The 13,260-nt window shown below is 62.0% G+C and carries 10 protein-coding genes; all 10 read left to right on the forward strand.

Going from position 1 to position 13,260, the window contains the following annotated elements; genetic code table 11:
- Window positions 1–2,280 (forward strand): outer membrane protein assembly factor BamA (bamA, locus tag ACTJJN_RS13705; protein WP_440781334.1); only part of this gene is annotated, 2,280 nt, incomplete at its 5' end.
- Window positions 2,281–2,324: 44 nt separating this feature from the next.
- A complete protein-coding gene (locus tag ACTJJN_RS13710; protein WP_003252311.1) occupies window positions 2,325–2,828 on the forward strand; it encodes an OmpH family outer membrane protein in 504 nt (167 codons plus the stop codon).
- Window position 2,829: 1 nt separating this feature from the next.
- Window positions 2,830–3,885 carry a UDP-3-O-(3-hydroxymyristoyl)glucosamine N-acyltransferase gene (gene lpxD, locus ACTJJN_RS13715; RefSeq protein ID WP_440781335.1) on the forward strand — a complete coding sequence of 352 codons (1,056 nt, stop codon included), beginning with the start codon at window positions 2,830–2,832 and terminating at the stop codon, window positions 3,883–3,885.
- A gap of 114 nt (window positions 3,886–3,999) precedes the next feature.
- Complete coding sequence (fabZ, locus tag ACTJJN_RS13720; protein ID WP_003252314.1) at window positions 4,000–4,440, forward strand: 3-hydroxyacyl-ACP dehydratase FabZ; 441 nt, start codon at window positions 4,000–4,002, stop codon at window positions 4,438–4,440.
- The gene (lpxA, locus tag ACTJJN_RS13725) at window positions 4,437–5,213 is read left to right on the forward strand and encodes an acyl-ACP--UDP-N-acetylglucosamine O-acyltransferase (RefSeq protein ID WP_010952681.1); all 777 of its coding nucleotides are present in this window, start codon (window positions 4,437–4,439) and stop codon (window positions 5,211–5,213) included. The genes fabZ and lpxA overlap by 4 nt, the downstream gene beginning before the upstream one ends.
- 1 nt (window position 5,214) lies before the next feature.
- Window positions 5,215–6,342: a lipid-A-disaccharide synthase gene (lpxB, locus tag ACTJJN_RS13730; RefSeq protein WP_088513564.1), complete on the forward strand. Its 1,128-nt coding sequence runs from the start codon at window positions 5,215–5,217 to the stop codon at window positions 6,340–6,342.
- A gap of 1 nt (window position 6,343) precedes the next feature.
- Window positions 6,344–6,967: a ribonuclease HII gene (gene rnhB / locus ACTJJN_RS13735; RefSeq protein ID WP_012053540.1), complete on the forward strand. Its 624-nt coding sequence runs from the start codon at window positions 6,344–6,346 to the stop codon at window positions 6,965–6,967.
- 117 nt (window positions 6,968–7,084) lie between these two features.
- A complete protein-coding gene (dnaE, locus tag ACTJJN_RS13740; protein ID WP_012053539.1) occupies window positions 7,085–10,609 on the forward strand; it encodes a DNA polymerase III subunit alpha in 3,525 nt (1,174 codons plus the stop codon).
- A 106-nt stretch (window positions 10,610–10,715) separates the two neighbouring features.
- Window positions 10,716–11,663, forward strand: coding sequence for an acetyl-CoA carboxylase carboxyltransferase subunit alpha (locus ACTJJN_RS13745; protein ID WP_014754274.1), 948 nt, complete (start codon window positions 10,716–10,718; stop codon window positions 11,661–11,663).
- Between the two features lie 169 nt (window positions 11,664–11,832).
- Entirely contained in the window at window positions 11,833–13,116 is a 1,284-nt protein-coding gene (gene tilS / locus ACTJJN_RS13750) for a tRNA lysidine(34) synthetase TilS (protein ID WP_440781336.1), read from the forward strand.
- Window positions 13,117–13,260 lie beyond the last annotated feature (144 nt).

Here is a 13,260-nt window from a genome sequence, read left to right on the forward strand (position 1 = left end):
ATTCGCGTCAACGGCCTGCAGCGGGTTTCCGCTGGCAGTGTGTTCGGTGCCTTGCCGCTGAACGTTGGCGACCAGGCCGACGACCGCCGCCTGGTGGACTCGACTCGTTCCTTGTTCAAGACCGGGTTCTTCCAGGACATCCAGTTGAGCCGCGATGGCAATGTGCTGATCATCAACGTGGTCGAGCGCCCGTCGGTGTCGAGCATCGAGATTGAAGGCAACAAGGCGATCAGCACCGAAGACCTGATGAAGGGCCTGAAACAATCGGGCCTGGCCGAAGGCGAGATCTTCCAGCGTGCCACCCTCGAAGGTGTGCGTAATGAGCTGCAGCGCCAGTACGTGGCCCAAGGGCGCTACTCGGCCGAGGTCGACGCCGAGGTGGTGCCGCAGCCGCGCAACCGAGTGGCACTGAAGATCAAGATCAACGAAGGCACCGTCGCCGCCATCCAGCACATCAACATCGTGGGCAACAACGTATTCGATGATGAGACCCTGGGGCAGCTGTTCGAGCTGAAGACCACCAACTGGCTGTCGTTCTTCAAGAACGACGACAAGTACGCCCGTGAAAAACTCTCCGGTGACCTGGAGCGCCTGCGTTCCTACTACCTGGACCGCGGCTACATCAACATGGACATCGCCTCCACCCAGGTGTCCATCACGCCGGACAAGAAGCACGTCTACATCACCGTCAACATCAACGAAGGCGAGAAATACACCGTTCGCGACGTGAAGCTGTCCGGTGACCTCAAGGTGCCGGAAGACCAGGTCAAGTCGTTGCTGCTGGTGCAGCCGGGCCAGGTGTTCTCGCGCAAGGTGATGACCACCACGTCCGAGCTGATCACCCGCCGCCTGGGTAACGAAGGCTACACCTTCGCCAACGTCAACGGCGTGCCGCAACCAAACGACCAGGACCACACCGTCGACATCATGTTCGTGGTCGACCCGGGCAAGCGTGCCTACGTCAACCGCATCAACTACCGCGGCAACACCAAGACCGAAGACGAAGTGCTGCGTCGCGAAATGCGCCAGATGGAAGGTGGCTGGGCGTCGACCTACCTGATCGACCAGTCCAAGACCCGCCTGGAGCGCCTGGGCTTCTTCAAGGAAGTCAACGTCGAGACCCCGCAGGTGCCTGGCACCGACGACCAGGTCGACGTCAACTACAGCGTCGAAGAGCAGGCCTCGGGTTCGATCACCGCCAGCGTCGGTTTCGCCCAGAGCGCCGGCCTGATCCTGGGGGGGTCGATCAGCCAGAGCAACTTCCTCGGTACCGGTAACAAGGTGTCCATCGGCCTGACCCGTTCGGAATACCAGACCCGTTACAACTTCGGCTTCGTTGATCCCTACTTCACCGCCGATGGCGTCAGCCTGGGCTACAACGCCTTCTACCGCAGCACCGATTACGACGACCTCGACGTCGACGTTGCCAGCTATGCGGTGGACAGCTACGGTGCCGGCGTCAGCCTGGGCTACCCGATCAGCGAAACCTCGCGCCTGACCTACGGCCTGAGCGTGCAGCAGGACAAGATCAAGACCGGCAAGTACACCGTTGACGAGATCTTCGACTTCCTCGAGCAGGAAGGTGACAACTTCCTGAACTTCAAGGCCTCGATCGGCTGGTCCGAGTCGACCCTGAACAAAGGCGTACTGGCCACCCGTGGTCACTCGCAAAGCCTGACCCTGGAGTCCACCGTTCCGGGCAGCGACCTGTCGTTCTTCAAGCTTGACTACCGTGGCCAGCTGTTCAAGCCGATCACCAGCGACTACACCCTGCGCCTGCATACCGAGCTGGGCTATGGTGATGGGTACGGCAGCACCTCCGGCCTGCCGTTCTACGAGAACTATTTCGCGGGTGGTTTCAACTCCGTCCGTGGCTTCAAGGACAGCAGCCTGGGCCCGCGCAGTACCCCGAGCATCGGTGAGGCCGCAGGTGGCAAGCCAGGCACCATCGCCGACCCGGATCAGGATCCGTTGCCGTTTGGTGGTAACGTGCTGGTGCAAGGCGGTGCCGAGCTGCTGTTCCCGCTGCCGTTCGTCAAGGACCAGCGTTCACTGCGCACTTCCGTGTTCTGGGACGTGGGTAACGTGTTCGACACCAATTGCGGCAACAAACCTGATTGCGAGAAGGTCGGGTTCTCGGGCATGGCCAGTTCGGTCGGCCTGGGCGTGACCTGGATTACCGCACTGGGCCCGTTGAGCTTCAGCCTGGCAATGCCGGTCAAGAAGCCGGACGATGCCGATACCCAGGTGTTCCAATTCTCTCTGGGCCAGACCTTCTAAGGTCGGCCCTTGCTTAATGACAACGGTTTATCCAGGAGTGCATCGTGCGTAAATTGGCTCAATTGGCCGTAGTGGCCGCGGCGCTGGTCGCCACCCCGGCTTTCGCCGAAATGAAGGTTGCCGTCCTGAACTACCAGATGGCCCTGCTCGAGTCGGATGCCGCCAAGAAGTATGCGGTTGATGCCGAGAAGAAATTCGGTCCGCAACTGACCAAGCTGAAAAGCCTGGAAAGCAGTGCCAAGGGCATCCAGGACCGCCTGATCAAGGGCGGCGACAAGATGCAGCAGCAGGAGCGTGAGCGCCTGGAACTCGAGTTCAAGCAAAAGGCCCGCGATTTCCAGTTCCAGTCCAAGGAACTGAACGAAGCCAAGGCCGTTGCCGACCGCGATATGCTCAAGCAACTGAAGCCGAAGCTTGATGGTGCTGTCGAGGAAGTGATCAAAAAGGGCGGCTACGACCTGGTCCTCGAGCGTGGTGCGGTCATCGATGTCAAACCTCAGTACGACATCACCCGCCAAGTCATCGAGCGCATGAACCAAGCCCGTTGATATGAGTGTGACCATGACGCTAGGCCAGCTGGCCGAGGTACTCGGAGCTACCCTCAAGGGGCCCGAGGCGCTGCAGATTACCGGGCTGGCCACCTTGCAAGAGGCTGGCCCGACGCAGTTGAGCTTCCTCGCCAACCCGCAGTACCGCAAGTACCTGGACAACAGCCAGGCCGGCGCGGTGCTGCTCAAGGCTGCGGATGCCGAAAGCTTTGCCGGCAATACCCTGGTCGTGGCGGACCCGTACCTGGCTTACGCGCGGATTTCCCACCTGTTCGATCCCAAACCCAAGGCTGAGGCGGGAATACATCCCAGCGCCGTGGTGGCGGAAGATGCCCAGGTGGACGCCAGCGCCAGCATCGGGCCGTTCGCGGTCATCGAAAGTGGTGCGCGCATCGGCGCCAACGTCAGCATCGGCGCACACTGCTTCATCGGTGCCCGCTGTGTGGTCGGTGAAGGTGGATGGCTGGCACCGCGGGTCACGCTGTATCACGACGTGACCATCGGTAAGCGCGTGGTCATCCAGTCGGGTGCCGTGATCGGCGGTGAGGGCTTCGGCTTTGCCAACGAGAAGGGTATCTGGCGCAAGATTGCGCAGATCGGCGGCGTCACCATTGGTGATGACGTTGAGATCGGTGTCAATACTGCTATCGACCGTGGCGCGCTCTCCGACACCCGGATCGGCGACGGGGTGAAGCTGGATAACCAGATCCAAATCGCTCACAACGTGCAGATCGGTGATCACACTGCCATGGCTGCTTGCGTCGGAATCTCCGGCAGCACGCGCATCGGCAAGCACTGCATGCTGGCCGGTGGTGTGGGGCTGGTTGGGCATATTGATATTTGCGATAACGTTTTCGTTTCCGGAATGACCATGGTTACCCGTTCGATCACTGAACCGGGTTCCTATTCTTCCGGCACTGCCATGCAGCCGCTGGCTGACTGGCGCAAGAGCGCCGCGCGTATCCGCCACCTGGACGACATGGCCAAGCGTCTCCAGCAGCTGGAAAAACGCGTCGATACCGTGACCTCAGGTGGCCTGCCGACATCAGAAGGCTGATACCATTCCCTGAGCAAGAGTGAACAGTCGCTAGCTGGCTCCTCTTTGGATTGCAAAAGGAGCGTGTGGTCAGCACCTGCGCTCCCTATTCTTATTACAGGCTTCCCCACCGAAATGATGGACATCAACGAGATTCGCGAATACCTGCCTCACCGCTACCCGTTTCTGCTGGTAGACCGTGTGACGGATCTGGACTTCGAGGCCCAGAGCATTCGTGCCTACAAGAATGTCAGCATCAACGAGCCGTTTTTCAATGGCCACTTCCCGGCACACCCGATCATGCCGGGTGTCCTGATCATCGAAGCCATGGCCCAGGCGGCCGGCATCCTTGGTTTCAAGATGCTCGATGCCAAGCCGGCCGATGGCACCCTGTACTACTTCGTCGGTTCCGACAAACTGCGTTTCCGTCAGCCGGTTCTGCCGGGCGACCAGCTTGTGCTGGAGGCCAAGTTCCTCAGCCGTAAAAGCATGATCTGGAAGTTCGAGTGCCGCGCCCTTGTCGATGGCAAGCCGGTCTGCTCGGCAGAAATCACCTGCGCGGAACGCTCCCTATGAATTCGATTGATCCTCGGGCCATTATCGATCCGTCGGCCAAGCTGGCCGACGGCGTCGAGGTCGGCCCTTGGTCGATCGTTGGCCCTGATGTCGAAATCGGGGAGGGCACCGTCATCGGCCCGCATGTTGTGCTCAAAGGCCCGACCCGCATCGGCAAGCACAACCGTATCTTTCAGTTTTCCTCGATCGGTGAAGACACCCCGGACCTTAAGTACAAGGGTGAGCCGACGCGCCTGGTGATCGGTGATCACAATGTGATTCGCGAAGGGGTGACCATCCACCGCGGTACTGTTCAGGACCGCGCGGAAACCACCGTGGGTGACCATAACCTGATTATGGCCTATGCCCACATTGGCCACGACAGTGTCATCGGCAACCACTGCATCCTGGTCAACAACACGGCGTTGGCAGGTCATGTACATGTGGGTGACTGGGCGATCCTGTCCGGTTACACCCTGGTTCACCAGTACTGCCATATTGGCGCCCACGCGTTTTCCGGCATGGGCACGGCCATTGGCAAGGACGTTCCGGCCTTCGTTACCGTGTTCGGCAGCCCCGCCGAAGCCCGCAGCATGAACTTCGAGGGCATGCGCCGCCGCGGTTTCAGCGACGAGGTGATCCATGTGCTGCGTCGTTGCTACAAGATTGTCTACCGTCAGGGCCTGACCGTCGAAGACGCGCTCAAGGAGCTGGCCGAACCGGCCACGCAACACCCTGAGGTCGAGCTGTTCCGTCAGTCGATCCTGAGCTCCGCTCGCGGCATCACGCGCTGATATGGCCCAGCTTTGCGTAGCGCTGGTCGCGGGTGAGGCCAGTGGCGATATTCTTGGTTCAGGCTTGATGCGTGCCCTCAAGGCACGCCACCCCGACGTGCGGTTCATCGGGGTTGGCGGCCCCTTGATGGAAGCTGAGGGCCTGCAATCCTATTTCCCCATGGAGCGCCTGGCCGTCATGGGGCTGGTCGAGGTACTCGGTCGCCTGCGCGAGCTGCTCAAGCGCCGCAAGTTGCTGATCCAGACCCTGATCGAAGAAAAGCCCGACGTATTCATCGGCATCGACGCCCCTGACTTCACCCTCAACATCGAGCTGAAGCTGCGCCAGGCCGGGATCAAGACCGTGCACTATGTCAGCCCGTCAGTGTGGGCCTGGCGGCAGAAGCGCGTGCTGAAGATTCGCGAAGGCTGCGACCTGATGCTGACGCTGCTGCCGTTCGAGGCGCGGTTCTACGAAGAGCAAGGTGTGCCAGTGCGTTTTGTTGGCCACCCGCTGGCGGACACCATCCCGCTTGAATCCGACCGCCCGGCCGCGCGCGCCGCGCTGGGCCTGGGCGAGGGGCCGGTGGTGGCATTGATGCCGGGCAGTCGGGGCGGCGAAGTAGGGCGCCTGGGCGCGTTGTTCCTCGACGCCGCCGAGCGCCTTTGCCAACAAGTGCCGGGTGTGCGCTTCGTGTTGCCCTGCGCCAACGCCACGCGGCGCGCCCAGATCGAACAGATGCTTGAAGGGCGCCAACTGCCGCTGACCCTGCTCGATGGCCAGTCGCACCAAGCCCTGGCAGCCTGTGACGCGGTGCTGATCGCCTCGGGTACCGCCACCCTCGAGGCGCTGCTGTACAAGCGGCCGATGGTGGTGGCGTACCGCCTGGCGCCCTTGACCTTCTGGATTCTCAAGCGTCTGGTGAAAAGCCCTTACGTGTCATTGCCGAACCTGCTGGCCCAGCGAGAGCTGGTGCCCGAGTTGCTGCAGGACGACGCTACCAGTGAAGCGCTGGCCAACACCCTGGCGCCGCTGGTGCGCGATGGAAGCCAGCAGACCGAACGTTTCGACGAAATTCACCGCACCCTGCGCCGTGACGCCTCCAATCAGGCGGCCGAGGCGGTACTGGCCCTGCTCAAGGACCGCTGACATGCAAATTGGACTGGACTTCAACCTGGTAGAAGACCTGGTCGCCGGCGTTGACGAAGTGGGCCGCGGCCCGTTGTGCGGCGCGGTGGTAACGGCGGCCGTGATTCTTGATCCCGCGCGGCCGATTCTCGGCCTGAACGATTCGAAGAAACTCACCGAAGCCAGGCGTGAGGCGCTGTTCGACGAGATCTGCGAAAAGGCCTTGAGCTTCTGCATCGCCCGCGCCGAAGTCGAGGAAATCGACAGCCTGAACATCCTGCAGGCCACCATGCTGGCCATGCAGCGGGCAGTGGAGGGCTTGCACATTACGCCGAAGCTGGCCCTGATCGATGGCAATCGCTGCCCGAAGCTGGCGGTGCCAGCAGCACCGGTGGTCAAGGGGGATAGCCAGGTGCCGGCCATTGCGGCGGCATCGATCCTGGCCAAGGTGACCCGTGATCGGGAAATGAGTGCGTTCGAACTGATCTACCCGGGTTATGGCATTGGCGGGCACAAGGGCTACCCGACCCCGGTGCATCTCGAGGCCTTGGCGCGCCTTGGGCCTACGCCCATTCATCGGCGTTCCTTCGCCCCGGTGCGGGCGGCTTGGGAAGTGCGCGAAGGCGTCACCGATTCCCTGATCTGACCTATTGGGGCCGCTTTGCGGCCCTTNCCCGCGAAGGGCTGCAAAGCAGCCCCAAAAAAAGCCCCTAGTTAGGCTACAATCCCGCCCTTGTCGTTAAGCACTGCTACAGGATCTTCCATGTCGGTTCCCTTCGTTCACCTGCGCGTCCACTCCGAATTCTCGCTGGTCGACGGCCTGGTGCGGATCAAGCCGCTGGCCAAGGCGCTGACCGGGATGAACATGCCGGCGGTCGCGATCACCGATCAGAGCAACATGTGCTCGCTGGTGAAGTTCTACAAGACGGCCATGGGCGCCGGCATCAAGCCGATCTGCGGTGCCGACCTGTGGCTGGCCGGTGCCGACCCGGAAGCCCCGCTGTCGCGCATATGCTTCCTGGCCATGAACCCCAAGGGCTATCGCAACCTCACCGAACTGATCTCGCGCGGCTGGACCGATGGCCAGCGCAATGGCCTGGTCATCCTCCAGCGTGAATGGATCGCCCCGGCCAGCGAGGGCCTGATTGCCTTGTCCGCGGGCAAGGAAGGCGACATTGGCATGGCGCTGCTGGCGGGTCGGCAAGACGAAGCCGAAGCGCTTCTTCAGGACTGGATGGGCATGTTCCCCGAGCGCTTCTACGTTGAAGTGCAGCGCACCAATCGCGCACGCGACGAAGAATACGTGCACGCGGCGGTGGCATTGGCCGACAAGCTTGGCGCCCCGCTGGTGGCTACCAACGACGTACGTTTCATCAAACAGGCGGATTTCGACGCCCACGAAACCCGCGTCTGTATCGGTGAGGGCTGGACCCTCGATGACCCGCGCCGCCCGCGTTGCTACAGCGACCAGCAGTACCTGAAGTCGGCGGAGGAAATGGCCGAGCTCTTCAGCGACCTGCCCGACGCCATCGCCAACACCGTCGAAATTGCCAAGCGCTGCAACATCCAGGTACAGCTGGGCAAGTACTTCCTGCCTGACTTCCCCACGCCCAATGGCATGGGCATCGATGACTACCTGCGGCATGTGTCCCACGAAGGCCTGGAAGAGCGCCTGGCCGTGTTGTGGCCGAAAGAGACGACGCCCAATTATGAAGAAAAGCGTCAGGTTTACCTGGACCGCCTGAAGTTCGAACTGGACATCATCATCCAGATGGGCTTCCCCGGTTACTTCCTGATTGTTATGGACTTCATCAAGTGGGCCAAGAACAACGACGTACCGGTGGGCCCGGGTCGTGGTTCGGGTGCCGGCTCGCTGGTGGCCTATGTCCTGAAGATCACCGATCTCGACCCGCTGGCCTACGACCTGCTGTTCGAGCGCTTCCTCAACCCTGAACGTGTTTCCATGCCCGACTTCGACGTCGACTTCTGCATGGACGGCCGTGACCGGGTGATCGACTACGTGGCCGAGGCCTACGGGCGTAATGCGGTGAGCCAGATCATCACCTTCGGTACCATGGCCGCCAAGGCGGTGGTGCGTGACGTGGCGCGGGTGCAAGGCAAATCCTATGGCCTGGCCGACCGCCTGTCGAAGATGATCCCCTTCGAAGTGGGCATGACCCTGGAGAAGGCCTACGAGCAGGAAGAAATCCTGCGTGACTTCCTCAAGGGCGACGAAGACGCCCGTGAAATCTGGGACATGGCCCTGAAGCTGGAGGGTGTGACCCGGGGTACCGGCAAGCACGCCGGTGGTGTGGTTATCGCACCGACCAAGCTCACCGACTTTTCGCCGATCGCCTGTGATGAAGAGGGTGGTGGCCTGGTAACCCAGTTCGACAAGGATGACGTCGAGGCCGCCGGCCTGGTGAAGTTCGACTTCCTCGGCCTGCGTACCTTGACCATCATCAAGTGGGCGATGGAGATCATCAACCGCGAGCAGGCCAAGAAGAACCTGCCCGACCTCAACATCGACTTCATTCCGCTGGACGACCGCAAGACCTACGAGCTGCTGCAGAAGGCCGAAACCACGGCGGTGTTCCAGCTTGAATCGCGCGGCATGAAGGAGCTGATCAAGAAGCTCAAGCCCGACTGCCTGGAAGACCTGATCGCACTGGTTGCGTTGTTCCGCCCGGGCCCGCTGCAATCGGGCATGGTGGACGACTTCATCAACCGCAAGCACGGCCGCGCCGAGCTGGCCTACCCGCACTCCGACTACCAGTACGAAGGCCTCAAGCCGGTACTGGCGCCAACCTACGGCATCATCCTGTACCAGGAACAGGTGATGCAGATCGCCCAGGTGATGGCAGGTTATACCTTGGGTGGCGCCGACATGCTGCGCCGGGCCATGGGTAAGAAAAAGCCCGAGGAAATGGCCAAGCAGCGCGGTGGTTTCATCGAAGGTTGCGTAGCCAACAATATCGATGCGGACCTCGCCGGTAACATCTTCGACCTGGTAGAGAAGTTCGCGGGCTACGGCTTCAACAAATCCCACTCCGCCGCCTATGGCCTGGTGTCGTACCAGACCGCCTGGCTGAAAACCCACTACCCGGCGCCATTCATGGCCGCGGTCCTGTCGGCGGATATGCACAACACCGACAAGGTGGTGGTGCTGGTGGAGGAGGTGCGCAGCATGAAGCTGCGCCTCGACGCGCCGGATGTGAACTTCTCGGACTTCAAGTTCACCGTCAACAACGACGGCCGTATCGTCTACGGCCTTGGTGCCATCAAGGGTGTCGGCGAAGGCCCGGTGGAGGCGATTGTCGAGGCCCGTGCCCAAGGCGGTCCCTTCAAGGACCTGTTCGATTTCTGTGAACGCATCGACCTCAAACGGGTCAACAAGCGTACCCTTGATGCGCTGGTGCGCAGTGGCGCGCTGGACCGCCTTGGTCCGCACTTCCATGACGAGATCAAGGCCTACCACGCCAACATCGACATCAACCGGGCAACCTTGCTGTCGGCGCTGGGCGAGGCCATCAAGGCAGCCGAGCAGGCCGCACACACCGCTGACAGTGGTCATGTCGACCTGTTCGGCAGCATGTTCGACGCGGCAGATGTCGATGTGTATGCCAACCACCGCAAGGTGCGCGAGCTCACCCTCAAGGAGCGTCTGAAGGGGGAGAAGGACACCCTTGGCCTGTACCTCACCGGCCACCCGATCGACGAGTACGAGACCGAGATCCGTCGCTTCGCCCGCCAGCGCATCGTCGACCTCAAGCCGTCGCGCGAAACCCAGACCATCGCGGGCATGATCATTGCGCTGCGGGTGATGAAGAACAAGAAGGGCGACAAGATGGGCTTCGTCACCCTGGATGACCGTTCCGGGCGGATCGAGGCATCGCTGTTTGCCGATGCCTTCATGGCGGCACAGTCCTTGCTGCAGACCGATGCGATGGTGGTGGTGGAAGGCGAGGTCAGCAATGACGACTTCTCCGGGGGCTTGCGCCTGCGGGTGAAGCAGGTGATGACCATGGAAGACGCACGCACCAAGCTGGCCGAGAGCCTGCGCCTGAAGGTGGCGCACGACGCACTGAAGGGCGACCGGCTGAAGTGGCTGGGTGAGCTGATCACCCGCCATCGCGGTGCTTGCCCGATCACGCTGGAGTACACCGGCAGCGACGCCAAGGCCATGCTGCAGTTTGGCGAGCAGTGGGCGATCGACCCGGCCGATGGGCTGATTCAGGCGCTGCGTGACCAGTTCGGGCGTGAGAACGTCTTCCTGCAATATCGTTGAACCGACAAAAATTTAATCTCGACCTGAATGCGCCTGATCCCTTAAGGTATGGCGCCAAACGGATCAACCGGCCGGCCGCCTGGCCGTAGACCCAAGACGGATGACTATGAACCCGAATTTCCTCGACTTCGAACAGCCGATTGCCGACCTGCAAGCCAAGATCGAAGGCCTGCGCCTGGTGGGCAACGACAACTCGCTGAACATCAGCGATGAAATTGCCCGTCTGCAAGACAAGAGCAACACCCTGACCGAAAGCATTTTCGGCAACCTGACCAGCTGGCAGATCGCCCGCCTGGCCCGTCACCCGCGTCGTCCATACACCCTGGACTACCTGGAGCACATCTTCACCGAGTTCGAAGAGCTGCACGGGGACCGTCACTTCTCTGACGACGCCGCCATCGTGGGTGGTACTGCGCGTCTGGACGGCAAGCCGGTCATGGTCATTGGCCACCAGAAGGGCCGTGAAGTGCGCGAGAAAGTGCGTCGCAACTTCGGCATGCCGCGCCCGGAAGGTTACCGCAAGGCCTGTCGCCTGATGGAAATGGCCGAACGCTTCAAGATGCCGATCCTGACCTTCATCGACACGCCGGGCGCCTACCCGGGCATCGACGCCGAAGAGCGCAACCAGAGTGAAGCCATCGCCTGGAACCTGCGGGTCATGGCACGCCTGAAAACCCCGATCATCGCTACCGTGATCGGTGAGGGTGGTTCCGGTGGGGCACTGGCCATTGGCGTGTGCGACCAACTGAACATGCTGCAGTACTCCACCTACTCGGTTATTTCGCCGGAAGGCTGTGCTTCGATTCTGTGGAAAACGGCCGATAAAGCAGCAGACGCGGCCGAGGCCATGGGCATCACCGCCGAGCGTCTGAAGAGCCTGAACATTGTCGACAAGGTCATCCAGGAGCCGCTGGGCGGCGCCCACCGTGACCCGGCCCAGATGTCCGAAAGCATCCGTGCCGATCTGGTGCAGCAGCTGGACATGCTCGGCAAGTTCGACAACGATGCGCTGTTGGCCCGTCGTTACGAGCGCCTGATGAGCTACGGCCTCTGATTCTGATTAGCCCTGGGGCCGTTTTGCGGCCCTTGTGATTGATGGCACCGGCTTCGCCGGTGTTCGCGGGTAAACCCGCTCCTACAGGTTGCGCTGCCCTTGAGGCTTGCGCCGTACATGTGGGCGCGGGCATGCCCGCGAATGCTTTCTTGAATCGAGCGAGGGCTAGATGATCAACCTCACTCCTTGGCTCAACGCCCCCACCTGGCACGTCGCCTTCTCCGGCGGCCTCGACTCCACCGTCCTCCTGCACCTGCTGGCCGAGTACGCCCGCAACCACGCATCCCCCCCGCTGCGCGCCATCCATATCCACCACGGCCTGCAAGCCGCTGCCGACGCCTGGCCCGCCCACTGCCAAGCCATCTGCGACAATTTCGACGTTGAACTCCAGGTCATCCACGTCCAGGTCTCCCCAGGCGCCAGCCTGGAACAGGCGGCCCGAGAGGCCCGCTATGCCGCCTTCAGGCAAGTGCTCGGCCCGGGCGATATCCTGTTCACCGGTCAGCACCGCGACGACCAGGCCGAGACCCTGCTGTTCCGCCTGTTGCGCGGCGCCGGCCTGCGTGGCCTGGCGGCAATGCCGGGGCAGCGGGCGCTGGGGCAGGGCAGCCTGGTCAGGCCGTTACTGGCCTGTTCCCGGCAACATTTGCAGGATTATGCCCAAGCCCAAGGGCTGACCTGGATCGAAGACCCGTCAAACGTCGACACACAATTCGCCCGCAACTACCTGCGCGGCGAAGTGATGCCGCAGTTGCAGCAACGTTGGCCACAGGCCAGCCAGAACTTCGCCCGTGCAGCAGAGCATCTGGGCCAGGCGCTGGGTTTGCTGGACGAACTGGCCCAGGAGGATCTGGCGCTTGCGCGCAAAGGGGCGCCTCTCGCCTGGCCGGGGCTGGATTCCCTCGACCTGGCCGCCCTGCTGGCGTTATCGCCAGCCCGTCAGCGCAATGCCTTGCAGTACTGGCTGAGCCAGCGCACCCGTTTGCCCGATACCCGGCACTGGGCCGGCTGGGCAGACCTGCGCGATGCCGCTGCCGATGCCCGGCCAGTCTGGCGGCTTGCCGATGGACGGTTGGTGCGTAGCCACGGGCGCATCTGGTGGTTGAGCGGTGATTGGCTACAGCAACCGGCTGGGTCGCTGGCCTGGCCCGACCCTGATGGGCCGTTGCGGTTGCCGGGCAATGGTTGCGTGCGTCTTGTTGGCGCAGCCGTGCCGAGCGGGTTGCGTATTGCCTACCGTCAGGGGGGTGAAATGCTGGCGGTTCCCGGCCGTGGCCGGCGGGACCTCAAGCGCCTGCTCAACGAACAGCAGGTGCCGCATTTCCTGCGCTCGCGCCTGCCGTTGCTGTATCACGGCGAATGCCTGCTGGCGGTGGCCAACCTGCCCGGGCTGGTGCAGGCGGATTGCCAACTGCACTGGCAGTTACCGACGAACGCGCAAGGTTTGAGCTGAAGGGTACATTCCGGTAGACTACCCTCCCTTCTTGATACAACTTCTGTGGGTTCCGCGAAAACACAGGAGTTGCCGATTACCAAGCAGTTTTTTGCCGAGCTGATTCTGGAAATGACGAGCGAACGCCATGCCGGGTATACCCTG

Source organism: Pseudomonas sp. 22515 (assembly GCF_052044625.1).
Lineage (GTDB): Bacteria > Pseudomonadota > Gammaproteobacteria > Pseudomonadales > Pseudomonadaceae > Aquipseudomonas > Aquipseudomonas alloputida.